Raw genomic sequence first — 25,077 nt, 5'->3', positions numbered from 1 at the left:
CTCACCCGTTCGCCACTAAGAACATTCCGAAGAAAGTTCTCCGTTCGACTTGCATGTGTTAAGCACGCCGCCAGCGTTCGTCCTGAGCCAGGATCAAACTCTCCAAAATAGAGTATTTTGAAGAGCCTCATGGCTCTTGAAAAACTAGCTTTGATTTTTTAACCTGGTTATCATCCAGGTGACTCGATCTCATCACCGTAAAGGTGACTTGACCCGCACATCTGTCAACAATATTCAGTTTTCAGGGTTCTAACCTTGCTGTTTTATAACAGCTTAATTATATTAACAAATCATTTGGAATTTGTCAACAACTTTTTTCTTTGTCGGTGAATTCCTCTGACTTGTCTGCTTCCTCAAAGAGAAAGCTTGTATATAATATCAAACCTTCTCTTTGCTGTCAACAGTTTTTTTCACCCAAACGGCTAGTTTTGCATGAGGTCCGGCCAGCGGCACTTGGTCCCACTCTTCCGGGGAGAACCAGGCCCAGTCCGGACTTTCCTCCGGGCAGCACCCTTCTGTCATCTTCCAGGCGGTCATATGCCAGATCTGGTGGGTAAACACGTGCTTGTGGTGCCATAGTTCCTGTCCCGCTGCCGTCCCCAGCTGCTGTTCCAGTCCCGCCCGGGCTCTGTCCGGATCCGGATCCAATACCATAGGAAATTCCCACATGGACGCCAGCATCCCCTTGGACGGCCGTTTGTGGAGCAGATACCGCTTCTCCCGGCACACCAGGGCGCAGGCGGCTGCCAGTTCCTTCTGGACGGCTTTGGGCCTACGCACCGGAAGGTTTTCCGTCTTGTTCTCTTTCAGAGCCTGGCAGTCGTCTGTTAAGGGACATTCTCCGCACCGGGGATGTTTAGGGATACACACTTCCGCCCCCAGATCCATCATAGCTTCGTTGAAATCTCCCGGCCGGTTCCCGGGAACAGCCTCTTCTGCCAAGGCCGTGATGGTTTTCTTCCCTTTGGTCCCGGTAATATCTTCTTCCACTCCGTAAAGGCGGGCCAGCACCCGGAGCAGGTTCCCATCCACGGCCGGCGTCGGCTGTCCAAAGGCCATGGAAAGGATGGCCCCTACCGTATAGGGTCCGATTCCCGGCAGGGCGGCCAGGGCTTTTTTCTCTGCAGGCATCCGTCCGTCCCATTCCGCCATAACCTGCCGGGCCGCTTTATGCAGATTCCGTGCCCGGCTGTAATACCCCAGTCCCTGCCAGGCTCGGAGCACTTGTTCTTCAGGAGCCTGGGCCAGATCTTTGATCGTAGGGAACTGTTCCATCCAGCGGCAGAAATATTCCTTGACGGTCTCTGTCCGTGTCTGCTGGAGCATGATTTCCGACACCCAGACATGGTAGGGATTCCGAGGATGGCTTTCCCGCCAAGGCAATTCCCTCCGATTTTCATCGAACCATGCCAGCAGCCTGGCTGGCCAATTATTTTTTCCCATCCAGATGGACCTCCTGAAACAAAGAGCGGAGCACATGGTCGCCGTCCACATCGAAAAGGATCGTCCCCCGCAGCTGCTTTCCGCTGAGTAGCTGCGGCAGCCAGACCCGGTCCGCTTCCCACATCTCCTGATAGGGCAATTCCTCCAGGGAAAACCAGCAAGGTTCCATTTCCTCTGACAGGGTGGGGACGCCTTCCCATTTCCGGACGAAATAGACCATACCGCCATGGGACCAGTTTCCATCAGAGGGCTGGTCAAAATAAAGATCAGCCACTAAATCCAGATCTTCCGGGCGCACCCGGATTCCACTTTCTTCCTGCAATTCCCGTACAGCGCACTGCCGCATGGTTTCTCCCGGTTCGATTTTTCCCCCGAACCCATTCCACTTCCCCACACCCATGCCCCGGCGTTTCCGGCCCAGGAGCACCCTTCCTTTTTCGTCCAACAGGTAGACCAAAGATGTGTCCCTCATTTTGTCAGCACCGCTTCCACCAGGGCTTTCAGGAATCGGAATCGAGGTTCCAGGCTGCTGATCTCTCCATATTCTGTCACAGCATGCCCGTTCCCGCCGACGGGCCCCAGACCGTCCAGCGTAGGAATCCCCAATGCAGAGGTAAAGTTTCCATCACTGCCGCCCCCGGCAGCCTGCCACTGGAAAGCGATGCCTTCTTTCCGTCCCACTTCTTCCGCCAGCTTGCAGAAAGCCAGGGATTTTTCAGTAGGCATCATAGGAGGCCGCGCCATTTTCCCTTCTACCTGTACTTTTACCCGAGGATCGAAAGGATGGGCTTCCAGGTCCCGGATAGCCTGCTCGATCCGTTCCCATTCGCTGACCTTTTCAATCCGTACATCGATGACGCAGCGGCACTGGGCGGCTACCACATTGGGAGCCGTTCCGCCCTGGACCAACCCGATATTTACGGTTGTCCCGGCTTCTGGATTTCCCAGCCCGATGATTTTTTCTCCCCAGAGGATGAATTCATTGATGGCGCTGGCTCCTTTGTCCGGATTCACCCCTGCATGGGAAGCGATTCCGGTAAAAGTCAAGGTATACTTGCAGATTCCTTTCCGCTGGTTCACTAGATCTCCATTGGGCCGGGCACTTTCCATGATCAGGGCATGATCCGCCTTCTTGGCTTCCCGTTCGATGACCGGACGGGAATAACGGGATCCGATTTCTTCATCAGGATTGAACAACAGGCAAACGCTGCCCTGCACCTTTTCAGAGCTGAGTGCTTCTGCCAGATAGATCATGAACAGATCCCCGCATTTCATATCCGCTGAACCAGGTCCTTTATAATGGTCCCCCTCCAGGGAAAAAGGCCGTTCTTGCACAGTTCCTACTGGAAAGACCGTGTCCATATGGCCCAGGAGGATCACATCATAATGATCCGGGTTCCCCCAGACTGCTTTCAAGCAGGGTCCCACAGACTCCCCCACAGAGATCAGTTCCGTCCTCCAGCCTGCCTGATCCAGCCGCTTCCGGAGCCATTCCGCCACTCGGGCAGTTCCTTCCGGAAAGGTACTGAAGGATTCCATATTGACCAAGGTCTCCAGGTCTTCCAAATAATTTTTCACTGCAAAAGCCATGTCGATTCCTCCTTTTGCCGGCCAAAAGGCCAGTGTGCTGGGTTTCTTTTATTATACAGGAAAAATGTGAATTTTTCTTTCTCATATGGTATACTGTATTTGCAATGAGTATTCTCAGCGATGTAAATCCAATTGCTGGAGATGCTCTTTTTTGTTATCCAAATTCAGAGTAGTGATCTTTTTGCCTGCAACCAAAAAAGAAGAAATCATTTTCACCTGTATGATGGCCTTTGGGATGGTCATGGGCATGTCCTCGTACAACGCCCTGTGGAATCTGGGCTGGCAGGGCCCCTGGTTCCAAGCAGCCCTTCACAATATGCTCCGGGAGTACTGGGTGGCTCTGCCCGTAGCCTATTTCATCGGCAGTCCCTTGGCTTTCCGGCTGGCCCGGAGATACTGGCACCAGAAAAAGACGTTCCCCATCGGCATGGGGATCGCTACGCCCTTGGTGATGGTGCCCATGATGACTACGCTGATCCATTTCCTTTTCCTCCACACCACAGCTCCCCAGATCCTTTTCCCGGCCTATCTCCGCAATTATTTGTTTGCCTGGCCGCTCCAGCTGCTCCTGGTAGGGCCTCTGATTCGTTTTCTTTTCCGCCGGCTGATGGCTGCCGGAAAGTAAGTGAAAAAAGGCTGTGAAAGTGACCGACGTTTCCTGTCGGCCATTCTTTCACAGCCTTCTTTATGATTTCATTGCGTGATTTTCTCGACCACCCACATCAGCCCGGCCACGATCAAAATAAAGAGCAGCAAGGCCCGTGACCGGTCCTTGATGTCGAACCGGGTCTTGGGACGGTGGAGAAATTCTACAAATCCTCTCCATTTCTGCCGGAGAGTGGGCTTTGGCACTTCATTCATAACGCAGGGCGTCGATGGGGTCCAAGAGCGCTGCCTTTTTGGCCGGATACAGGCCAAAGAACAGACCGATGCCCACAGAGAACACCACGGAAATAATAGTAGCCAGTACAGAGACCACAATGGGCCAGCCGATGATCTTGGCGGCGATCACAGAGACCACCGTCCCCAGGATCATGCCGGTGGTGCCCCCAGTGACCCCGATCACCATGGATTCCACCAGGAACTGGAGTAGGATGTCGTGATAGGTGGCACCTAAAGCTTTTCGGATTCCGATTTCCCTTGTCCGTTCCGTCACCGAGACCAGCATGATGTTCATGATGCCGATGCCCCCTACCAGCAGACTGATCCCGGCCACAATGGCCAGCAGCAGGGTAATGGACCCAGTAGTCTCCTGGGCGGTCTTGATGATTTCCGTCAGATCCCGGACGGAGAAGTCGTCATCCGTCCCTGCCTTGATCTTGTGCCGGATCCGGAGCAGGGTCACCACATCGGACTGGACCTGGGACACGGTATTTTCGTTTTCGCACTGGATGGTGATGTTTCGGATATAGGTGAGCCCCATGAGCCGCTGCATGGCAGTGGTCAAAGGGACGAATACAATATCATCCTGGTCCTGCCCCATGGCGGACTGTCCCTTGGAAGCTAGGACGCCGATCACCGTAAAGGGAGCTTTGTTGATCCGCATGATTTGTCCCACGGCATTTCCGTCCGGGAACAGGGTGTCCGCCACGGTCTTCCCGATGACACAGACCCGCTGCCGGCTGTTCATGTCCCGCTGGCTGTACATCCGTCCCTGTTCGATAGAATAGCTCCGGATGGACAGGATATTGGGGGTGACCCCTTGGACCTGGGAGGTCCAGTTCTGGTTCCCGGCTACCAGCTGGTAGCTGTTCTGGACTCCAGGTGCCACATATTTGATGCCCTCCACATTTTTCTCGATGGCTTTGGCATCCTCATAAGTCAGTTTGGCCCCGCTGCCGCTGGCGATTCTCTGGCCATTGGCCGTCCGGCCACCGCTCATGACGATCAGCAGGTTGCTGCCCATGCTGGAAATATTTTCTTTGACCTTTTCCTGCATCCCCAGGCCCAGGGACACCATGGCGATCACGGCGCCCACCCCGATGATGATGCCCAGCATGGTCAGGAAGGTCCGGATCTTATTGGCCAGCATACCTTCAAAGGCCATTTTCACACATTCTCTAAACAACCACCTGGCCTCCTCCCTCTTTTTCTTCCGTCAGCCGGCCGTCCCGCATCACCAGGATCCGCTGGGTCATGGCTGCCAGTTCCGGTTCGTGGGTGACCATGATCACCGTTTTCCCCTCCTGGTTCAGCTTCTCGAAGATGTCAATGATTTCCAGGGTAGACTTAGTGTCTAGGTTCCCAGTGGGTTCATCAGCCATGATGATGGCCGGATTGTTGATGAGAGCCCGGGCAATGGCCACCCGCTGCCGCTGGCCCCCGGACATTTCGTTGGGCTTGTGGTACATCCGTGTCCCCAGCCCCACATCGGTCAAGGCCCGTTCCGCCCGTTTCGTCCGCTCTTCCAGGTTCACCCCGGCGTAAATCAGGGGCAGGGCCACGTTTTCCACCGCCGTCAGCCGGCTCAGCAGATTGAAGCTCTGGAACACGAACCCGATCCGCCGGTTCCGGGTCCGGGCCAGTTCATCGTCCGTATAATTGGCAATGTTCTTCCCTTCCAGGAAGTATTCCCCTGAGGTGGGCCGGTCCAGACAGCCTAAGATATTCATCATGGTGGATTTCCCGCTGCCGGAAGGCCCGACGATGGAAGTGAATTTTCCCTGTTCGAAATTCACCGTCACATGGTTCAGGGCATAGACGATAGTATCTCCCATCTGGTAGCTTTTTACGATATCTTTCAGTTCGATGACGTTCATGGCTTGGTCCCTCCCATCCTTAGATCGGAGGCCCCATCCGTCTATTGGTATTGCCCGTAGCTTTCGTGGTCTTCACTACCAGTTCCTCGCCCAGCTGGAGATCACCCTGGACAGCCACCCGGTCTTCCCCTGTGAGCAGGACTTTCACAGGGACTCTCCGCGTCGTATTCGTGGCTTTGTCATAGACCAGCACGTACTTTTCCCCATTTTCCGTATGGATACACTTGTTGGATACGGTCAGGGCATCCTGGATTTCATCCACGATCACATTGGCCCGGGCGGTCATGGTAGGCAGCAGCTTCCCTTCGGAATTTTCCACATCCACATAGCAGGTATAGTAGTTTACGTTGTTAGTGGTAGTGGCACTGCGGCCGATCAAAGTAATGACGCCTTTGAAAGTTTCGTTGGGATAGGCATCCACGGTGAATTCCACGGTCTGGCCCTGTTTGATCTGGCCGATATCCGATTCATCCACCATCAGGTAGATCTGCATCTTGTCCAGGTTGGCCACACTCATCAATACCTGCGGTGTGGAAATACCGGAGGATACGGTCTGCCCCACCGGGGTAGGCTTGCCGATTACATAGCCGTCAATGGGCGTGCTGATCACCGTATCGTTCACGTTGGACGTGGCCTGTTCGTATTCAGCCTTGGCCACCCGGTAATTGGCCTCTGCGGTATCGAATACGCTCTGGGCAATGGCCCCCTGCTCAAGCAGGGCCTGATCCCGTTCGTACGTGGCCTGTTTGTCCACTAGGGCTGCCCGTTTCATTTCCTGGGTAGCCTTCAGGGATGTATCATCCAGTTTCACCAGGGCCTGCCCGGCGGTCACATGCTGGTTTTCCGTCACATAGACCTGGACGATACGCCCGGTGATCTTGGAGTTGATATCTACGTTGTCCAGGGCTTTCAGAGCCCCGGTAGCGGAAATGGTCTTCCGCAGATTCCCCCGCTGCACTGCATCGGTCCGGGTAGCTGCCACAGCCTCCTGGGTCTTTTTCACCTGATAGTATTTGTAGCCGCCGGCCCCGCCGGCAAGCAGGACCGCCAGGACAATCAGCAGCACTTTATGTTTCTGCACGATGTTCACGCTGTCTTCCCTCCATCATCTTCCTGCTGCAGCAGGAAAAAATACGGATGTACAGAGAATGGTCTCTCCCTACATCCGTTCCCTCATTCTCTTATCATTGGAATGATTGTAATCGAGAAAAATGAACTCTCCATGAAAAGACTCTAAACAACTTTGTGATTTTACCTGTCCCGTCACTTCCGCACCTGGCCATTGCCGTTGACCAAATATTTAGTGGTGGTCAGTTCCGGCAGGGCCATAGGTCCTCTGGCATGGAGTTTCTGGGTACTGATACCGATTTCCGCTCCGAAGCCGAATTCAAACCCATCGGTGAACCGGGTGGACGCATTCACATAGACGGCCGCTGCATCTACCAGCTGCTGGAATTTCCGGGCATTTTCATAGTTATCCGTCACAATGGCTTCCGAATGGCCGGTGCTGTACCGGCGGATATGGGCCACCGCTTCTTCCAAGCTGTCCACCACTTTCACGGAAAGACGCAGATCCCCATATTCCGTGGCCCAGTCCTCTTCCGTAGCCGGCTGCACATCACAGCTGTAGCTCTGGGTCCTGGCATCCCCCAGGATGGTCACATGGGCTTTTTTATAAGCATCCAGCATAGCCGGCAGGAACGCATCTGCGATATCTTTGTGGACCAGCAGGGTTTCCATGGCATTGCAGGTAGACGGCCGGTTCACCTTGGCATTCATGGCGATGTCCACCGCCATGGGCACATTGGCATAGGCATCCACATAGGTATGGCAGACCCCGGCACCGGTTTCGATCACCGGCACGGAAGCATTGTGGACCACATTCTTGATGAGGCCGGCTCCGCCTCGGGGGATCACTACATCTACCAGCCCTTCCAGATGGATCAGTTCGTCCACCGCAGCCCGATCCGGCACATTGACGAACTGGACAGCTCCCTGGGGCAGGCCAGCCTTCTCTCCGTAAGCAATCAGTACATCGCTGACCGCCTTGTTGGAATGGAGAGCTTCCCGTCCCCCTTTCAGGATCACGGCGTTCCCGCTTTTCATGCACAGAGCAATGGCATCAGCGGTCACGTTGGGACGGGCTTCATAGATGATGCCGATGACGCCCAGCGGTACGGAGATTTTCGTGATGGTCAGTCCGTTGGGCAAGTTGGCCCCGCTGAGGATCCGCCCCACCGGATCCGGGAGCCCGGCCACCTGGCGGATGCCTTCGGCCATTTGGGCAAGCCGGTCATGGGTCAGCAGCAGACGGTCCAGGAGAGAATCCCGGAGACCGTTCTTCCGGCCTTCTTCCATATCCACGGCGTTGGCTTCCAGGATGGTTTTTTCTTCCGCCAGGAGCCCATCTGCCATGCTTTCCAGGATTTCATTCTTCACACGGGTATTCAGGATGCCCAGTTCCAGAGAAGCTCTTTTAGCCGCTTCTCCCTGGGTCCGTACCATTCCCACTTCGTACATGGTTTCCGCCCCCTTACAGCACCACCAGGTTGTCCCGGTGGATGGCTTCATCATAATGTTTATAGCCGATCTTTTCTTCGATCTGGCTGGTTTTGCAGCCCTTGATCAGATCCAGGTCTTCTGCATTGTAATTGGTCATGCCCCGAGCCAGTTCATGGCCCTCTTGATCCAGGACGCTGACCGTATCTCCACTGTCAAAATCCCCTTCCACCCGGAGAATCCCCACTGGAAGGATGCTGCAGCTCCCTTTTTGCCGCAGGGCCTTTGCCAGCCCTGCATCTACGATCAGTTTGCCGCTGATCTTAGAGCCGAAGGCCAGCCACTGATTCCGGAACCGGAGATGGTTCTCCCGAGGGACGAACAAGGTTCCCACCGGTTCTCCCCTCATGATCCTGCGCAGGATCTCCAGATCCTCTCCATTGGCGATGATCAGGGCGATCCCGGCGCTCATGGCATTTTTGGCTGCCTGGAGCTTGGTGAGCATGCCTCCTGTGGCGTTTTTCGATCCAGCACCTCCAGCAGTGGCCTCGATAGCTGGAGTCACTTCTTCCACCACAGAAACCAATTTGGCTTCTGGATGGGTCTTGGGATTGGCGGTATACAGGCCGTTGATATCTGACAGCAGGATGTCCAAGTCCGCATCGGCCAGACTGGCCACCAGAGCGGACAGGTTGTCATTGTCCCCGATCTTGAATTCATCGATGGCCACCACATCATTTTCGTTGATGATAGGGATCACTCCCCAGGAAATCATTTCCTGGAGCGCATTCCGGGCGTTGGCATAGCTGTGCCGGTTCACCATATCCGCTTTGGTCAGGAGGACCTGGGCCACCACCTGGCCGTATTCTCCGAAAAGCCGTTCATAGATATGCATCAGAATACCCTGCCCCACGGCGGCACAGGCCTGCTTCCCCGGAATGGTGGAAGGCTTGGCCTCCAATCCCATTCGGCCTACCCCGGCGGCCCCAGCGCCGGAAGACACCAGGATCATTTCCTTTCCCTGGTTCTGGAGATCCGTCATGATCCGGGCCAGCTTTTCGATTTTCTCATAGTTGATCTTCCCGTTGGAATAGGTAATGGTACTGGTCCCTACTTTCACAACCACCCGTTTGGCCTGTGCAATTTTCGTGCGTTCCATACAATCAACCCCTCACAGCAATATAGATGACCGATGGTTTTCCTGGATGCCTGTCCGGTTCCAGTTCATTGTTCCTGATAATCGAAGACCATGTCTCCGATCTTGACGGACTGGCCTTCCTGGATGCCCTTTTCCTTCAGGGCTTTCTCGATGCCCAGCCGCCGCCAGATCAATTGGAACCGATAGACTGCCTCTTCATTGTCAAAATTGGTCATGGCCACCAGCCGTTCGATATTCTTGCCCTTCACTTCGAAATCTGCATCCTCACTGTCCGTCAGGATGGTGAAGGAATCCGGATCCGCTTCTTCCACCTTTCCGATGTCGATGACTTCCTCTTCTGCCGGAGCCTTCTGAAGCATCTCATAAGCCTTCCACATGATTTCTCGGAGTCCCTGGCCCGTAGCCGCTGAAGCTTTCATGATGGGATATCCTTGGGAAGTGACATACGCTTCCAGCTTTTTGAAATTCTCTTCCGCATCGGGCAGATCCATTTTGTTGGCTACCACCAACATGGGCCGTTTTGCCAGTTTTTCGCTGTACAGCACCAGTTCTTCATTGATTTTCTTGAAATCTTCCACCGGATCCCGGCCTTCGCAGCCGCTCACATCCACCACGTGGAGGATCACCCGGGTCCGTTCGATATGCCGGAGGAAGTCATGGCCGAGGCCCACTCCCTGAGAAGCCCCTTCGATGAGGCCGGGCAGATCTGCCAACACAAAGCTGGTTTCTGCATCCAGACGGACTACGCCCAAGACCGGAGTCAGAGTCGTAAAATGGTAGGCGGCTACTTCCGGACGGGCCGCGGAAACCCGGGCCACGATGCTGGATTTCCCTACACTGGGATACCCGACCATCCCTACATCCGCCAACATCTTTAGTTCCAGCCGGAGCCATCCCTTGGTCCCCGGTTCACCTTTTTCCGCAAAAGTGACTCCCTGCTTGGTACTGGTCACATAGCAGGCATTTCCCTTGCCGCCCCGGCCGCCCCGGGCAGCCACAAACTGATCCCCCGGATGGGCCAGATCCGCCAGAGCCACACCGGTGGCGTCGTCATAGACCACCGTTCCCAAAGGGACCTTTACTTCCACATTGGGAGCTTTGGCCCCGGTACAGTTCTTGGCCGCTCCGTTGCCACCCCGCTGGGCCACGAATTTCCGCTTGTACCGGAAATCCACCAAGGTATTCAGATCTTTGTCCGCCACCAGGACCACGGAGCCGCCTCGGCCTCCGTTGCCCCCATCCGGTCCCCCGCAGGCCACATATTTCTCTCTCCGGAAACTGGAGGCACCGTCGCCTCCGGATCCGGCTTCTACATAGATCCTTGCTTTATCTGTAAACAGCATGTTACACCTTTGCCTTTCTTTCTATAAAAGCTGCAATTGATTAATATCTTATTATATAATATAAGGGCTGAAATGCCTAGTCTCTCCTGAGCCTGGCCTGCGGGAATTTCTGCGGTCCCTGCTGTTTTTTTCAAAAATAGCTTGACATCCCATCCTGATTCCCGTATAATAATGACTGTTCGGTAATGACTCCGTAGCTCAGCTGGATAGAGCGTTTGGCTACGAACCAAAAGGTCGAGTGTTCGAATCACTCCGGGGCCACCAATGAAATGTACAGAAGCTGTTGCAGATGCAACAGCTTCTTTTTTTGTGCCGTGCCATTTGATACAGAAAGTGTAATGCTTTTCGTCACTTTCTGATTTTTCTTGCATATTTTCCAAAAAATGCTATGATAGAGCCAAGAAAGGGGATCCAATCAGAGACAGGGAAAGGTTGGATTTTCCGCAAGACAGGAGGGGTTTCCAATGGGCCTAGATAAAAAGATCGCGAAAGCAATCGTTGCCGGATTGGTTGTTGCTTCCTCTTTTGGTACAGTCGTTCCCGCAATGGCTGCATCAGCCGTGAAAGGTACCATTGCCAGCAAACAGGCTGCGATTGATGCTGCAGCGAAAGTCGTACCGCCTGAAGCGGTGCTGACAAGTGCGAAGACGGATGATGCAAAATTTGATCTGGAGTACCTGGTTCCCGATACTCTGCAGCGGTATGAGATTGTTGTAGACCGGGCCACCAGCAAAGTACAGAGTGCCGTCATCAAGACGTCCAATTATCCCGGATCCGTTACGGTGAGCAAAACGGAAGCTGATGTGAAAGGAACCATATTGGCAGACTATCCGGATGCCAAAAATATTGTGGTCACGAAATATACAGACGATAAAAGCGGTACACCGTTTGTGATTTACAAAGCCACTTTCGAAACTGCGACCCTGACAGGGACCGCACTTTTGAATCCGGCAACTGCGTTGATCGGTTATCAGGAATTGAAATTCAAGTAAGTCAATTGATTTTTGGGGTGAGTCCAAAATACAATTGAGTTTGCAAGAATCCCATACAATTGAATATCGTTGATCCCAGGAGTGGCAAGCTGGCTCCTGGGATTGTTTTTTTATAACAAGGTTTCTGCGCTTTTTCTTGCTTTTTTCTGTTCCACACGATACAATATCCATAATCTGCTCCCTGCGTACAAGGTGGACCGAGTACTAAGGCAGTACAGGAACGAATCACAGGGAGAGCTACGGCCTTTTTCAGGCTGGGCTCTCCTTTTTATTTCAGAGGGAGCGAAGGGGAGGAAAAATGACCATACCGTACAATCCTGCATCTCCGAAAGCAGATGAATTCATCAACCATCAGGAAATCCTGGATACACTGGCCTTTGCAGACGAACGCAGCCAGGATCTGGACTACTGCCGGAGCCTTCTGGAAAAGGCCCGGACCCTGCAGGGGCTCACCCACCGGGAAGCTTCCGTGCTCCTGGCCTGTGAAGACCCCTCCATCCTGGAAGGGATCTACGACCTGGCCCGGGAAATCAAGGACAAGATCTACGGCCAGCGGATCGTGCTCTTTGCCCCTCTGTATCTGTCCAACTACTGCGTCAACGGCTGTGTATACTGTCCCTACCACATGAAGAACAAGCACATTGCCCGGAAGAAACTCACCCAGGATGAAATCCGCAAAGAAGTCATCGCCCTCCAGGACATGGGACACAAGCGGCTGGCCCTGGAAGCCGGAGAAGATCCGGTGAACAACCCCATTGACTATATCCTGGAATGCATCCACACCATCTACAGCATCAAACACAAAAACGGCGCCATCCGCCGAGTGAACGTGAACATCGCCGCCACCACTGTGGAAAACTACCGGAAACTGAAGGAAGCCGGCATCGGCACCTATATCCTGTTCCAGGAAACCTACCACAAAGAAAACTACGAAAAGCTCCATCCTACTGGACCCAAACATGACTATGCCTACCATACAGAAGCCATGGACCGGGCCATGGAAGGAGGTATCGATGACGTGGGCGTGGGGGTGCTGTTCGGCTTGAACATGTACCGATATGATTTTGCCGGTATCCTGATGCACAAAGAACACCTGGAAGCCATGTTCGGCGTAGGCCCCCACACCATCAGTGTGCCCCGGATCCGTCCCGCTGATGATATTTCCGTCCAGTCCTTCCCCAATGCCATTTCCGATGCCATGTTCAAGAAGATCGTAGCCATCCTGCGGATCACCGTCCCCTACACAGGGATTATCATTTCTACCCGGGAATCTGCTGCCACCCGGAAGGCCGTGTTGGAAGTAGGAGTTTCCCAGATCAGCGGTGCGTCCCGGACCAGCGTGGGAGGCTATGCGGAAGAGGAAGAAGAGGATTCCGCCCAGTTTGAAGTCAGCGACAACCGGACCCTGGACCAAGTGATCAACTGGCTCCTCACCGACGGGTACATCCCCAGCTTCTGTACCGCCTGCTACCGGGCCGGCCGTACCGGAGACCGGTTCATGAGCCTGGCCAAGACGGGAGAGATCTCCAACTGCTGCCAGCCCAACGCCCTGCTGACCCTTCGGGAATACCTGGATGACTACGCCTCCCAGGAAACCCGGGTTAAAGGCATGGAAGCCATCCGGCGGGAGCTGGACAATATCCCCAACCCGAAAGTCCGCACCACTTGTGAGACCTATCTCCAGAAGATCGATGGAGGAGAACGGGATTTCCGGTTCTGATGATAAAGGGGGTGTTGCACGTGTGAAAATCACACACGCGCAACACCCCCTTTTTTACCAGCTCCTGCTAGAACCCCCTCCGCCTCCAGATCCTCCGCCGTAGCTTCCGCCGCCAAAGCCGCCTCCTCCAAAGCCACCTCCACGGCCGCCGCCCCGGAAGAAGAACAGATAGAACAGCAGGCGGAACAGGGCTCCTCCCAGAAGGATCCGGTCCAGCAGGAACAGCACCAGGAGTCCCAGCAGCCCGACCCCTGCCATAAGAGGCGATAGGGTCACCGTATTTCCCTGTTGAGCCGGCAGTTTCTTCTCCACTGGCAGGTCCTGGAGCGTCAGATTGTATTCTTTCAGCACCGTTTGGAGAAGGGCTGAATAGGCGTTGAGGATGCCCCTATCATAGTCTCCCTGACGGAAATAAGGCAGCATAGTCTGGTCCTGGATCCGTCCAGTCAGTCCATCCGGCAGAGCGCCTTCCAGTCCATACCCTACTTCGATCCGGCTTTTCCGGTCCTGGACCGCCACCAGCAGCAAGACTCCATTGTTCTTTTCCTTGTCCCCGATACCCCACTGGCGGAGCACCGTCAAAGAATATTCCTCCAAAGATTGGCCTCGGAGGCTGGGCACCGTCAACACCACGATCTGGGCTTTTGTCTTCCGGGCCAGGGCTGTACTGTAGGCGCTGATGGTGTCCCGTGTCCTCCGAGACAGGACCCCGGCCTGGTCTTGGACATAGATACTGGACGTGGGCCTGGACGGCACCTGGGCGGCCGCGTCTGCCTGGAGCGGAGCAAAGACCATCTGGCAGAACAGCACCAGGAACAGCAGCAGCCGTTTCATAGGTCTCCTCCTTTCATGACATCTTTCTTATTAAAACTTCACCTGAGGAGCCCGTTGGGCCTGAGGATCCGCCTTGAAATAACTCCGTTCCTGAAATCCCATCATCCGGGCCACCAGCACTGTGGGGAAGCTTTTGATCTTGGCGTTGTAAGCCTGAGCCGCATCGTTGTAGTCCTTCCGGGCTACGGCCAGCCGGTTTTCCGTCCCGGCCAGTTCATCCTGGAGCTGGATGAAGTTGGTGTTGGCCTTCAGCTGGGGATAATTTTCCGAAATGGCCAGAAGACGGCTCAGGGCACTGCTCAGTTCCCCGTTGGCCCGGGCGGCTTCTGATACGTTCTGGGCTCCGGCCAGTTTGGCCCGGGCATTGGCTACATCTGTGAACACCTGGCTCTCGTGGGCAGAATACCCTTTCACCGTATTCACCAGGTTCGGGATCAGATCGCTGCGCCGTTGGAGCTGGGTTTCTACCTGGCTCCATTTGCCATTGACGTTTTCATTGGCGGTGACCACCCCGTTGTAAGAGCCGAAGATCCAGCCCGCCAGCAGCAGGATCACGGCAAAGAAAACAACCAGACCTTTTTTCATCGATATATTCCTCCTTATACAAAACAGTCAAAAATCATTTTCTATTCTGCATAGTATCTGATTTTTGTAACGCTGTCAATGTCAAAAGGTCAAACTTCTTGTGAATTAAAGGGGCTGTTGCATTTGCAACAGCCCCGCCACTAGTCACTGGTTCTTTCCATCGGCCAGTGACCAGGGGTGTGAAACTTTTCACCCCCCTTAATTCATCTTCTCCACAAACAGCTTGATCAGCAGCAGGGTATGGGGCTGATAGGCTAGGTCGGCCAAGCAGGATCCCACTACGGGTACGATCAGGAAGGCCTTCCGGCTCATCCCATACTGATCTACCAGCACGGTCATATTCACCATGGCAGAAGGCACAGCACCCAGTCCATGGCCGCAGAGCCCGGCACACATCACCGCCGCATCGTAGTTGCGTCCCAAGACGGGGAAGACCACAAAATAACACAGGAGCAGAATGAACACCACATGAGCCAGGACGATGAGCATCACTCCGCTGAGGATTCCTGCCATTTCCCATAACTTCAGGGACATAAGGACGATGGCCAGGTACAGATTCAGCATGATTTCCCCAAAAGAGCCTACCAAGGATTCGCAAAAGCGATAATAATGGAATCTTTCATTGAAATTCCTGACCAGGACCCCTACGAACATGGCACACACATAACTGGGGAACGTCATCTTCAGCAGGACTCCTACACCCTGTGCCAGCCAGACCCCCAGTCCCATACAGATCAGGATGACCGCCACATTGATCAGTATATCCATTTTGGCCACTTGCTGATACGTCAAGTCCTTATCCTTGGGCTTTTCTGGAACTTCCTGCACTTCTTCCTCTTCGGAATAGAGATGATATTTTTCAATCAGGAAGCGGCCCATGGGCCCTCCACACATCACCGCTGCAATCAAGCCAAAAGTAGCAGCGGAAGCCCCCACTTCCATACTGGCAGGATATCCCATCTTCAGAAACGTGCTCCCATAGGCCCCTGCAGCTCCATGCCCGCCTATCATGGATATAGCGGAAGATAGCAGTGCATAGGCCGGTTCAAGCCCGATCAGACGCCCAATGAGCAACCCGATCAGGTTCTGGCTCAAGGAGAGAAAGGCCGTGATGAGCCAGTAGATCAGCAGCAGTTTCCCGCCTTTGTTGACTCCCTTACTGAAAGCGGACAGTTTGGCTCCTAATCCCACCGCCGTAAAAAAAGAAATCATAAATGGGATCTGGAACTGGGTATCGAATCCTATGTGGAAAAGCGCCGTCTCATGTCCAATAAATACCAAGAACATGGCCAGGGCGCCGCCGATCACAGGTGCCGGAAGACAGTATTGCCGCAGCAGCCGACTCCGGCTCTTCAGCCATACTCCTAACAGCAGCATCACCGCTGCCAGTGCCGTCGTACAGACACCATCTGCCTGGATGGTCAGGATTCCCTCTGTCAGGGAAATTAACATACTGTCACGTCCTTACCGATTTTTCTTCCAGAAATCTTCCATAAAGTCGGTCAGAGCCTGGGCTCCTTCCAAGGGCATGGCATTGTAAATGGACGCCCGGATGCCTCCGATGGAACGATGGCCTTTCAATCCAGTCAGCCCATGCTCTTTAGCTTCCGCTACAAAGCCAGTCTCCAGTTCTTTCGTAGGCAGGTTGAAGGTGACATTCATCAGGGAGCGGCTGTCCTTCTGGGCATGGCCCCGGTAAAATTCCGGATGGGCATCCAGCACATCATAGACCAGCTTGGCCTTGGCCCGGTTGCGTTTTTCCATGGCCGTCAAGCCGCCCTGATCCAGCAGCCACTGGGACATGAGATCTACCAAGTAGATGCCGAATACAGGCGGAGTATTGTAGGTAGAATCATGATCCGCAAAGGTTTCATAGTTCATCATAGTAGGCAGCTGAGGGTCCCGGCCTTTCAGGAAATCTTTCTTGGCCATGACCACGGTTACCCCGGCCGGACCGATGTTCTTCTGGGCCCCGTTGTATATCAGGGAAAATTTATCAACCGGGATGGGCCGGCTCAGGATATCAGAAGACATATCCACGATCAACGGCACTTCTCCCGTATCGGGATAATCAAAATACTCCAATCCTTCAGCGGTACAGTTCCCTGTCAGGTGCAGATAGGCACAGTTTTCCGGCAGCTTCAGCTCTTCCGGGCGGGGAACCCGGTCCAGACCCGTAGCTTTGCTACTGTAGATTTCCACGGCTTTCCCTACCTTGTGGGCCTCTTTGATGGCCTTTTCAGAGAAGGTGCTGGTAATGGCATAAGCCGCCACTTTATCTGGGGTCAGGAAGTTCATGGGGATCATAGAGAACTGCAGAGAAGCTCCGCCTCCCATGAACATCACCACCCAGCTGTCATCCATCCCCAGCAGCTGCTTGATGTGAGCCTGGGCCTGGTCGTTCACTTCTTCGAACAGGGCATTCCGATGGCTGATTTCCAGCATGGACATCCCACTGCCTTTATAATCCAGCAATTCCCGCTGCGCCTGTTCCAGGACCGGCAGCGGCATCATGGAAGGACCTGCTCCAAAATTATAAATTCTTCCCATCTTGTTCATCTCCAATCATATGTACTGTCAGCGCGTCCCGCAGTTTCGGCTCGAACCAGGTGGATTTAGGCGGCATCACCAGTCCCTTATCCGCCACATCCATCAGCTGATCCATGGACGTTGGATACATCGAGAATGCCACAGTAGCATCTTCTCCATCCACAGCATCTTCCAAGGCGCTCAATCCCCGTACACCGCCCACGAAATCGATCCGGGGGTCCGTCCGGGGATCTTCGATACCCAGTACCGGTGCCAGCAGATTATCCTGGAGGATACTCACATCCAAGGAATGGATAGGATCTTCCGCGGGATAAGTATCCGGTTTGGCGGTCAGTTTATACCACTGGCCTCCGATGTACATGCCAAAGATATGGGGAGCCTGGGGTTCCACCGGCCGCTCCGCCTTTTCCATCAAGAAGTTTTCCTGGACCATTTCCAGGAACTTTTCTTCACTCAGTTCCCCCAGATCCCTGACGATCCGGTTGTAGGGAAGGATATGGAGCATATTGGAAGGAAAGATCACGGACAGCACATAATTGTATTCTTCCGTTCCTGTTTGGCCAGGCCGTTTGCCCAGTTCTTCTGCCACACGGAGAGCCGCCGCACAGCGGTGATGGCCGTCAGCGATATACAGTTCAGGGACCTGTTGGAAGAGACGGGTCACTTCCTTGACTTTCAGAGGTTCACTGATTACATAGAGAGTATGACGGATCTTGTCCTCCCCCACGAAATTGTAGACTGGAGTATGGCTCCCCATATATTCCAGCAGAAAAGCCGTCAGAAGTCCTTTGCTCTTGTAAGCCAGGAATACCGGACCTGTCTGGGCCTTTGTAGCCAGGATATGGTTCACCCGATCTGTTTCTTTGGTCTGCCGGGTAAGCTCATGGCGCTTGATGATCCCTTCTTTGTATTCTTTCAAAGAAGCCGCCGCTACCAGGCCGATCTGGATATAGGCGCCCATCTGCTGCCGATAGATATAATAATACGGCTGCGGATCCTGTTTCATCTGCCCCTGGGCAATGTATCGCTCCAGATTTTCCCTGGCCTTTTCGTATACCCGAGAGTCGGATTCCGCGATGCTCTCCGGCAGATCTGCTTCTGCCCGGCTGACCCGGACAAAACTCAACGGGTTCTTTTTGAGGATTTCCCGGGCTTCTTGGGTACTCATTACGTCATAGGGTAACTCAGCGATTTGGCTGACCAGCTCCGGAACTGGACGCAGAGCAGCAAAAGGTCTGATTTCTGCCATAATTATCACTCCCGCTCACTATCATTCGTTTTTTCTGGTTTTTTCGTAACAAAAAAAGTCTTTTTTGACGATGTTATACGCTCATTATACCATAGATGCGCTTCTATAGTAAAAATTTGCAAAGTAGTATATAATATGGCACAAAGAATCCTGTATGCATTATACACTGAAAGAAGGTTTTCCTATGGGCTTCATCACACGTCGGGTCCTGCAAAAAGATGCTCCCATCATCCTGGGGTACTGGGTCCTGGGCATGGCCTGCGGCATGCTGGGCGAAAAAGCCGGTCTGAACCCATTCCACATGTTCATCATGAGTGTCCTGGCCTTTGCCGGCAGTTCCCAATTCATCGGGATCGCTATGATGCTCCAAAGTGCTTCCTATATTTCCATCGCCCTGACCATCCTGATGGTCAACCTCCGATATGCGCTGTTCACCTCTACCCTGGCGCCTCTGGTTTCCAAGAAATCCGCTCTCTACACCACCTTGTTTTCCTACGGCACTACGGATGAGACCTTCGCCGTAAACCTTTCCTCTTTCCAGGAAGAAGCCGATCATTGGACCCACGAAGAAGCACTGGGATTGGATTTCCTCAGCATGGTGGTCTGGGCCGTAGCCAATGCTTTCGGCTGTTATGCCTCCAAGCTGGTGCAGCTGGATCTATCCTTGGTTTCCTATATCCTGACCGCTATGTTCCTGGGCATCTGGTCCAACTATCTTAAGGACCGGACCATGGTCCTCACCGGACTGGCCGCAGGGGTCCTGGCCGTCCTCTTTTCCCAAGTCGTGCCTTTTAAGCTCCATATCGTACTTGCCTCCCTGCTCCCTTCCGGTCTGGCCGCCTGGCTGTATCTCCAGCACGAAAAGAGATCTCAGCCGCAGAAAACAGCAGGGCCGGAAGAAGGATCCTGCGATTCCGTGGAAGGAGGGACCGAAGCATGAGGCAACAGTATATTTTCGGAGTCATCCTGATCATGGCATTGACCGGCTTCCTGCCCCGGATCATACCCATGGCCATCCTCAAGAAGCATCCCATCCCCCACTGGTTCAAGGTCTGGCTGACATTTGTGCCTCCCGCCATTTTCGGAGCCCTGGTGTTCCCGGACATTTTCCTGACAGAAGGCCATCTGAACCTGTCCTTCCATAACATCCCTCTCCTGACTACCTTGCTGATCACACCCCTGGTACTGAAGACCAAATCCCTGGGAGTGGCGGTACTGGCCGGAGGCGGCGTGTTTGCTCTCTTGGAATATCTATTGGCAGTCGGATGAAACCCCTCTGCAGGAACTTCCCTTGGATACAGATAGAAAAGGGGGTGTGAAAAAATCACACCCCCGGTCTTGCGTCTTGGGTCGCGAGTCCCCCTAAAGAGGGGCTGTGAAGAAATGAGAGATCATTTTTTCACAGCCCCTCTTTTATTTTCCAAAAGATAGCAGATGTTTCTGCAGCACTGGCGATACCAGGCTAAGCAGCAGGAATTTGATGACGATCCCCACAGCACACTGGAACAGACGCAGGGTCATCAGGCTTTCCAGGGAGACCTGGAACAGCACCGTGAGCCAGAAAGTATTCAGCAGCAGGCTGATGGCCACCTGGACCAACAGTACCGCCAGGAGGATCTGCCGTTTTCCGATGCCTTTGCGGAAACACCATCCGTAGATCGCCCCATCCAGGAAGCTGGAAAGGGTGAATCCCGGGAAATAAGCCCCTACCGGAAACAACAGTGCCCCGATCAGATCTCCTAAAGCCCCGGTGAGGCCTCCGGCTAGGGGTCCGCCCCACAAGGCCGCTGCCACCACAGGAAGGAAGCTGAAGCCGATTTTCAAATTCCAGGTATGGAGAGACAGGAACCGGGCCAGGATCACCTCCATGGCAACACAGAATCCAATCATGGTGATCCATTGTCCGGGCCGCCTTTTCTGCAGCCCCGCCATATTTTACTCCTGTTTCTTTTCCCGGGCTTTAGTGGCAAACCCCAGCATATCGGAGATCAGCCGGGCTGCAAGATACCCGGTAGTCCCGCCCACATCATCGAAAGGCGGAGCTACTTCCGTCAAGACCATCCCAACCAGTTCTGTGTGTTGAGCAATGGCTTCCAGGATATCCACGGCATCGTCATAGTTGAAGCCCCCGAACATGGGAGAACCAGTAGCCGGTGCATAGACTGCATCCATGGCATCGATGTCGAAACACAGCACTGCTTTTTCCGCCGGCTGGAATTCTTCCAGGATGGCGTCGATACCCTTTTTCCGTACATCCCGCACAGAATAGATGCCGTCCCCATGTTCCCGGGCTTCCGCAAAATCTTCAGGGCCGCTGCTGCCGATGCCCCGGATCCCCAGATGGAGGATCCGTCCCACATACGGCAGTCCTGCTGCATTCCGCATGGGAGACCCGTTGAAATATTTCTGCCCGTCCAGCGGTTTGGTCCAGTCCAGATGGGCATCGATATGGATGATGTCAAAATCCCCGGCTCCTTCCATCCCCTGGAGCACTGGATAGTCTACGGCACAGTCCCCACCCAGGACCACCGGCATGGTTCCCTGGCTCTGGATGATCCGGACCGCTTCCCGGAGATTGGCCATGGTACCGGCCAGATCCCCAGGGATATAATCCGCATCGCCGCAGTCCACTACCTTCCATTTGTCCGTATCCATGTAGAATTCTTTCCGTTCGGAATCATAGGTCCCGCCTTTTTTGTAGGTGAAACGGGTGGACCCCAGCCGGATGCCCCGTGGCCCCAGACGGCAGCCTGTCCGGCCCTGGATGGCCAGATCAAAGGGCGCTCCCAGAATGGCGATATCTGCATTCAGATTATAGATATCTGGAGCCAAGTCGGTCTTGGCAAAAGTTGCGATGCCCGTAGGGGCCATATTCAAAGGTTTCTGCAGACTGAAATTATCCATTTGCGTTCTCCTCGTTTTCCTGATCATTGGTTTGCTTCTTATGGGACCATTATAGGAAGACCCCTAAGGGAAGTCAACGAAATTAGACACTATTTTGCAATACAGACACTATAATGAAACAATTTATCTTGACGTCCTTCCTTTTTTCTCCGTATAATGGGAGCAAATCAAGAAAAGAGAGGTCCTGATCATGGCAGAAACCATCCCAGCCGTCCATTCCGTCCTCCACGCCATCCGGATCCTGGAGCTCTATGCAGCCCAGCGCCAGGAATCCCTGAGCCTGACGGAAATCAGCAAAGTCCTGGGGCTCCATAAGACGACGGTGTACCGGATCCTTCGCACCCTCCAGCAAGCCGGCTGGATGGAGCAGTCCGCCAAAACCGGAAAATACTACCTGGGGACCGGGATCCTGCTAGTCGCATCGGCGGTTTCCGTCCACAATACATCCCGAGACCTGCTGTCCCAGGAAATGCACCGATTGGCCGAAACCTTCAACGAAACCGTAGTCCTTTCCGTTCTCCTGGGCCATACCGGGATCTGTGTAGACTTGGCCAAAAGCCGCCACAGGCTAGGCGTAGCCGGCGAACGGGGATACATCGTCCCTCTCCAGAACGGAGCTACCGGCAAGACCCTATTGGCTGCCCAGCCGGAACTTCTTCGTGAACAGCTGCTCCAAGAACTGGAACCGGACCGGACTCGGCAGCGGATATTGAAGAATCAGCTCCTGAAGATCCTCCAGCAAGGGTACTGTATTTCTGAAGGGGAAGTGGACCAAGGAGTGGCCGCCATTGCTATGCCTCTGCATCTGAAGGATCGGATCTTCGCTCTGACCATATCCGGACCCATGGACCGTCTCCGGGCCATCACCTATCCCAGGCTACAGCAGGGACTGGCCGGAACCATCAGCCGCCTAGAACAGAAAAGTGCACTGTTGGAAGAGTAAAAAGGGGGTGTGAAAGAATTCACAGCCCCTTTCACTATTCTCTTGGCACTGGTCACTGGCCGAGTGACGGGCAGCTTCGCTGCCTCTAGACAAAGGGGTTGTTGCACGCAATGTGCAACAACCCCTTTGTCTTATTTACACGCAAAAGCTTCGATTTCCACCAGAGCACCTTTCGGCAGCGCAGCAACCTGGAAACAAGCACGAGCCGGACATACACCGGTAAAGAAGGTGCCATAGACTTCGTTCATGGGACCGAAGTTGGCAATATCACTGAGAAGGACCGTAGTCTTTGCCACATCTTCCATAGTATAGCCAGCGGCTTCCAGGATATTCTTCACATTGGTCAGAGATTGACGGGTCTGGGCTGCAATATCTGCCCCTGCAAATTCACCTGTAGCGGGGTCAACAGGGAGCTGACCGGATACATAGAGGGTCTTGCCAGATGCTTCGATAGCCTGGGAGTACGGTCCAATGGCACCGGGTGCTTTCGGGGTTGCGATTTGTTTGTTCATGGGAAAAGCCTCCAATCCAAATGTTTTTTGCCTTACTTTTCCATTATATCATAAAAATCTGTTTTGTCGAATTTTCCCTTCTTCGCTTGTCCTTCATCTGCACTACTCTCTGTTTGCTAAGTAGAGGACATATCCCTTATTTGTCTAATTGCAGCATACTTCGCTTCTGATTCCAGTTACTTTCTCTTTCAAAAAATACCCTTATTATTTTTTTCATAATAGGTATACAATGCCTGGGTCCCCAGTTCTCCTTTTCCTGCAGTGGCCAGTTCCTGATATTCCTTCAGCACTTGTTTCAGTACAGGCAGGTCCAACGCTTTCTTTTCTGCTTCTTCTTCCGCCAGCCCCATATCTTTGATGAAGTGCTTCAGGAAAAAGCCCGGAGCAAAATCTCCATGGATCATCTTAGCCCCGAAGGCATTGAGCTGGGCACTTCCCGCGGCTCCTGTGGAAACTGCTTTCAGCAGGATATCCAGGTCAAGGCCATTGGCCCGGGCATAATTCAGGGCTTCGCAGACGCCGGAGAGGGCCCCTGCAATCATGATTTGGTTTGCCATTTTGGCATGCTGTCCTTTGCCAGCTTCCCCCATGTAGTTGATGTTGCTCCCCATGCCACGGAATACCGGCTGCAGGAAATCGAAATCGGCCCGGTCTCCTCCTACAAGGATGGAAAGGGTCCCATTCTTAGCGCCTGTATCGCCGCCGGTCACCGGAGCATCCAGGACGTGGAAGCCCCGTTTCGTCCCTTCTTCATACAGTTTCTGGGCCAGGGTGGGACTGGTGGTAGTCATGTCAATGAGATAGCTTCCCGGGAGGGCACTGTCCAGCAGCGCTTCTGGAGAAAAATAGACTTCTTCCACATCTTTGGGGAAGCCCACAATGGTGATCAGGCACTGGCAGGCTTGGGCCAGAGAAGCAATGGTCGGATGAATCTCCACTCCTTCTGCCTGGAGATCAGCGACTTTTTCAGGATGGCGGGCAAAGCAATGCATGGCATACCCTGCTTTCCCCAGATTCCGCAGCATGGATTTTCCCATGATGCCCGTACCGATGAAACCAATATCACGGATTTCCGTCATTTGTATCGCATCCTTTCTCTAAGATCGTAAGATGAATCTGAACTGACTTAATAGTATTATAATTCAAGATTACAGAAGATGGCAAGAAAAAGGGGGTTGCCTGTGCAGCAGCCCCCTTCTCAGATTACAGCCACTCATTTTCCCTTACTAGGGGTGATTTTCAGCGTATTGATGATGTTGGTGATTTTGTGAGTGTCTTCCTTCCAGTATCCATCGTCCGCCTTATTCCATACCACAGTCAGGGTATGGACCCGATCCCAGTTGAATAGGATCCACCGTTCTCCATGGAAGGTCATCAGATGCTTCCCCTGATGGCGGATTTCCATATCATAACTGGTGTGGAGATTTTCTACCCCGTTGACGATAGTACTTTCCATAGGCTGCCAATGGCTGAATTGCAAAGTATAGCCTTCTGGCACCCGCTTGTTATAAGCCGCTTCCAGGTTCTTCTGGGTGATATCTCCGAACTCTTTGATTTCATTTCCTTTGAGTCCGATATTCTGTCCATACCGGGGCATCTTTTCTGGGCTTCCTGTAGTCCTGAATTCCACCCATACCAGGTGCTCATCGGTATACCAGGGCACTGGCTCCAGTTTTCCGCTCTGAACGAACACAGATCCAGGGCTCTTCACCACTTCCTGATCTGCTTCCAGCCACTTCTTCAGCAGCGGATCCAGATCCGGGGCCTTCAGCAGTTCATCCCGGGTTTCCTGGCTCTGGAGGATCATTTCCGGAGGAACAGAAAAGGCAGCCTGGTCACCCGCCTTGATTTCTACCCACCCCGGGTATGAAGCCACTTGGACATTTTCTGTTTTATTGTATTCCTTGCCGCAGCCGACTGTCAGAAAAAGGACCAACAGGCAGCAAAGGGCCATGATTTTCTTCAACATGGATTTTCCCGCCTTTCCTGATACGG

26 protein-coding genes, 1 tRNA gene and 1 rRNA gene are annotated in these 25,077 nt (G+C 53.6%); 7 read left to right on the top strand and 21 right to left on the bottom strand.

Annotated elements, in window-relative coordinates; genetic code table 11:
• The 4 genes from ACTUHY_RS09625 to ACTUHY_RS09610 form a co-directional block, all read right to left on the bottom strand.
• Positions 1-109 (bottom strand): 16S ribosomal RNA (locus ACTUHY_RS09625); the annotation flags it as partial.
• A 269-nt stretch (positions 110-378) separates the two neighbouring features.
• Positions 379-1,443, bottom strand: coding sequence for an A/G-specific adenine glycosylase (gene mutY / locus ACTUHY_RS09620; protein ID WP_442827549.1), 1,065 nt, complete (start codon positions 1,441-1,443; stop codon positions 379-381).
• The gene (locus ACTUHY_RS09615) at positions 1,430-1,915 is read right to left on the bottom strand and encodes an 8-oxo-dGTP diphosphatase (protein WP_442827548.1); all 486 of its coding nucleotides are present in this window, start codon (positions 1,913-1,915) and stop codon (positions 1,430-1,432) included. The genes mutY and ACTUHY_RS09615 overlap by 14 nt, the downstream gene beginning before the upstream one ends.
• The gene (locus ACTUHY_RS09610) at positions 1,912-3,033 is read right to left on the bottom strand and encodes a M20 family metallopeptidase (protein ID WP_442827547.1); all 1,122 of its coding nucleotides are present in this window, start codon (positions 3,031-3,033) and stop codon (positions 1,912-1,914) included. The genes ACTUHY_RS09615 and ACTUHY_RS09610 overlap by 4 nt, the downstream gene beginning before the upstream one ends.
• A gap of 85 nt (positions 3,034-3,118) precedes the next feature.
• Here ACTUHY_RS09610 and ACTUHY_RS09605 point away from each other — a divergent pair, with 85 nt between their 5' ends.
• A complete protein-coding gene (locus ACTUHY_RS09605) occupies positions 3,119-3,658 on the top strand; it encodes a DUF2798 domain-containing protein (RefSeq protein ID WP_473965312.1) in 540 nt (179 codons plus the stop codon).
• 68 nt (positions 3,659-3,726) lie between these two features.
• On the opposite strand, the gene ACTUHY_RS09600 is transcribed toward ACTUHY_RS09605, so the two are convergent.
• From ACTUHY_RS09600 to obgE, 7 genes are all read right to left on the bottom strand, one after another.
• A complete protein-coding gene (locus tag ACTUHY_RS09600) occupies positions 3,727-3,894 on the bottom strand; it encodes a hypothetical protein (RefSeq protein ID WP_442827545.1) in 168 nt (55 codons plus the stop codon).
• On the bottom strand, positions 3,887-5,101 hold the full coding sequence (locus ACTUHY_RS09595; protein WP_442827544.1) for an ABC transporter permease: 1,215 nt from the start codon (positions 5,099-5,101) through the stop codon (positions 3,887-3,889). The genes ACTUHY_RS09600 and ACTUHY_RS09595 overlap by 8 nt, the downstream gene beginning before the upstream one ends.
• The gene (locus ACTUHY_RS09590) at positions 5,094-5,792 is read right to left on the bottom strand and encodes an ABC transporter ATP-binding protein (RefSeq protein ID WP_278675855.1); all 699 of its coding nucleotides are present in this window, start codon (positions 5,790-5,792) and stop codon (positions 5,094-5,096) included. The genes ACTUHY_RS09595 and ACTUHY_RS09590 overlap by 8 nt, the downstream gene beginning before the upstream one ends.
• Positions 5,793-5,811: 19 nt before the next feature.
• On the bottom strand, positions 5,812-6,882 hold the full coding sequence (locus tag ACTUHY_RS09585; RefSeq protein WP_442827543.1) for an efflux RND transporter periplasmic adaptor subunit: 1,071 nt from the start codon (positions 6,880-6,882) through the stop codon (positions 5,812-5,814).
• A 173-nt stretch (positions 6,883-7,055) separates the two neighbouring features.
• The gene (locus ACTUHY_RS09580) at positions 7,056-8,312 is read right to left on the bottom strand and encodes a glutamate-5-semialdehyde dehydrogenase (protein ID WP_442827542.1); all 1,257 of its coding nucleotides are present in this window, start codon (positions 8,310-8,312) and stop codon (positions 7,056-7,058) included.
• 13 nt (positions 8,313-8,325) lie between these two features.
• Positions 8,326-9,450 carry a glutamate 5-kinase gene (gene proB, locus ACTUHY_RS09575; RefSeq protein ID WP_442827541.1) on the bottom strand — a complete coding sequence of 375 codons (1,125 nt, stop codon included), beginning with the start codon at positions 9,448-9,450 and terminating at the stop codon, positions 8,326-8,328.
• A gap of 65 nt (positions 9,451-9,515) precedes the next feature.
• The gene (obgE, locus tag ACTUHY_RS09570) at positions 9,516-10,793 is read right to left on the bottom strand and encodes a GTPase ObgE (RefSeq protein WP_442827540.1); all 1,278 of its coding nucleotides are present in this window, start codon (positions 10,791-10,793) and stop codon (positions 9,516-9,518) included.
• Between the two features lie 187 nt (positions 10,794-10,980).
• Here obgE and ACTUHY_RS09565 point away from each other — a divergent pair.
• The 3 genes from ACTUHY_RS09565 (at position 10,981) to hydG (ending at position 13,505) form a co-directional block, all read left to right on the top strand.
• Positions 10,981-11,057, top strand: a tRNA-Arg gene (locus ACTUHY_RS09565).
• A 200-nt stretch (positions 11,058-11,257) separates the two neighbouring features.
• Entirely contained in the window at positions 11,258-11,785 is a 528-nt protein-coding gene (locus tag ACTUHY_RS09560) for a hypothetical protein (protein ID WP_278673779.1), read from the top strand.
• A gap of 298 nt (positions 11,786-12,083) precedes the next feature.
• Positions 12,084-13,505: a [FeFe] hydrogenase H-cluster radical SAM maturase HydG gene (hydG, locus tag ACTUHY_RS09555; protein ID WP_442827539.1), complete on the top strand. Its 1,422-nt coding sequence runs from the start codon at positions 12,084-12,086 to the stop codon at positions 13,503-13,505.
• 54 nt (positions 13,506-13,559) lie between these two features.
• Here hydG and ACTUHY_RS09550 read toward each other — a convergent pair whose 3' ends face one another.
• From ACTUHY_RS09550 to ACTUHY_RS09530, 5 genes are all read right to left on the bottom strand, one after another.
• Positions 13,560-14,339 carry a TPM domain-containing protein gene (locus tag ACTUHY_RS09550; protein WP_442827538.1) on the bottom strand — a complete coding sequence of 260 codons (780 nt, stop codon included), beginning with the start codon at positions 14,337-14,339 and terminating at the stop codon, positions 13,560-13,562.
• Positions 14,340-14,369: 30 nt separating this feature from the next.
• Positions 14,370-14,924, bottom strand: a complete 555-nt coding sequence (locus ACTUHY_RS09545; RefSeq protein ID WP_442827537.1) for a LemA family protein — start codon at positions 14,922-14,924, stop codon at positions 14,370-14,372.
• A gap of 198 nt (positions 14,925-15,122) precedes the next feature.
• On the bottom strand, positions 15,123-16,376 hold the full coding sequence (locus ACTUHY_RS09540) for a sodium/glutamate symporter (RefSeq protein WP_442827536.1): 1,254 nt from the start codon (positions 16,374-16,376) through the stop codon (positions 15,123-15,125).
• 12 nt (positions 16,377-16,388) lie between these two features.
• Complete coding sequence (serC, locus tag ACTUHY_RS09535) at positions 16,389-17,474, bottom strand: 3-phosphoserine/phosphohydroxythreonine transaminase (RefSeq protein WP_442827535.1); 1,086 nt, start codon at positions 17,472-17,474, stop codon at positions 16,389-16,391.
• Positions 17,458-18,723: a DUF1015 domain-containing protein gene (locus ACTUHY_RS09530; protein ID WP_442827534.1), complete on the bottom strand. Its 1,266-nt coding sequence runs from the start codon at positions 18,721-18,723 to the stop codon at positions 17,458-17,460. Before ACTUHY_RS09530 ends, serC begins: the two co-directional genes overlap by 17 nt.
• Before the next feature lie 184 nt (positions 18,724-18,907).
• On the opposite strand from ACTUHY_RS09530, the gene ACTUHY_RS09525 reads away from it, so the two are divergent.
• Complete coding sequence (locus ACTUHY_RS09525) at positions 18,908-19,663, top strand: AzlC family ABC transporter permease (protein ID WP_442827533.1); 756 nt, start codon at positions 18,908-18,910, stop codon at positions 19,661-19,663.
• Positions 19,660-19,992, top strand: a complete 333-nt coding sequence (locus ACTUHY_RS09520; RefSeq protein ID WP_442827532.1) for an AzlD domain-containing protein — start codon at positions 19,660-19,662, stop codon at positions 19,990-19,992. The genes ACTUHY_RS09525 and ACTUHY_RS09520 overlap by 4 nt, the downstream gene beginning before the upstream one ends.
• Positions 19,993-20,136: 144 nt before the next feature.
• On the opposite strand, the gene ACTUHY_RS09515 is transcribed toward ACTUHY_RS09520, so the two are convergent.
• Together ACTUHY_RS09515 and ACTUHY_RS09510 are read right to left on the bottom strand one after the other, a co-directional pair.
• Positions 20,137-20,613 carry a folate family ECF transporter S component gene (locus ACTUHY_RS09515; protein ID WP_442827531.1) on the bottom strand — a complete coding sequence of 159 codons (477 nt, stop codon included), beginning with the start codon at positions 20,611-20,613 and terminating at the stop codon, positions 20,137-20,139.
• Between the two features lie 45 nt (positions 20,614-20,658).
• Positions 20,659-21,627 (bottom strand): agmatinase, encoded by a 969-nt coding sequence (locus ACTUHY_RS09510; protein ID WP_278673768.1) that lies wholly within the window; start codon positions 21,625-21,627, stop codon positions 20,659-20,661.
• Positions 21,628-21,817: 190 nt separating this feature from the next.
• On the opposite strand from ACTUHY_RS09510, the gene ACTUHY_RS09505 reads away from it, so the two are divergent.
• The gene (locus tag ACTUHY_RS09505; protein ID WP_442827530.1) at positions 21,818-22,570 is read left to right on the top strand and encodes an IclR family transcriptional regulator; all 753 of its coding nucleotides are present in this window, start codon (positions 21,818-21,820) and stop codon (positions 22,568-22,570) included.
• 131 nt (positions 22,571-22,701) lie between these two features.
• Here ACTUHY_RS09505 and ACTUHY_RS09500 read toward each other — a convergent pair whose 3' ends face one another.
• The 3 genes from ACTUHY_RS09500 to ACTUHY_RS09490 all read right to left on the bottom strand — a co-directional run bounded on the left by ACTUHY_RS09500 (position 22,702) and on the right by ACTUHY_RS09490 (position 25,051).
• Positions 22,702-23,082 carry a RidA family protein gene (locus tag ACTUHY_RS09500; RefSeq protein ID WP_278673766.1) on the bottom strand — a complete coding sequence of 127 codons (381 nt, stop codon included), beginning with the start codon at positions 23,080-23,082 and terminating at the stop codon, positions 22,702-22,704.
• A gap of 188 nt (positions 23,083-23,270) precedes the next feature.
• Positions 23,271-24,161, bottom strand: coding sequence for an NAD(P)-dependent oxidoreductase (locus ACTUHY_RS09495; RefSeq protein WP_442827529.1), 891 nt, complete (start codon positions 24,159-24,161; stop codon positions 23,271-23,273).
• 134 nt (positions 24,162-24,295) lie between these two features.
• Entirely contained in the window at positions 24,296-25,051 is a 756-nt protein-coding gene (locus ACTUHY_RS09490) for a hypothetical protein (RefSeq protein ID WP_442827528.1), read from the bottom strand.
• Positions 25,052-25,077: the final 26 nt, after the last annotated feature.

The sequence above is a fragment of the Acidaminococcus nyctereutis genome (assembly GCF_052216985.1).
GTDB classification, from domain to species: domain Bacteria; phylum Bacillota; class Negativicutes; order Acidaminococcales; family Acidaminococcaceae; genus Acidaminococcus; species Acidaminococcus fermentans_A.
This window is presented reverse-complemented; position numbering and strand designations above follow the sequence as displayed.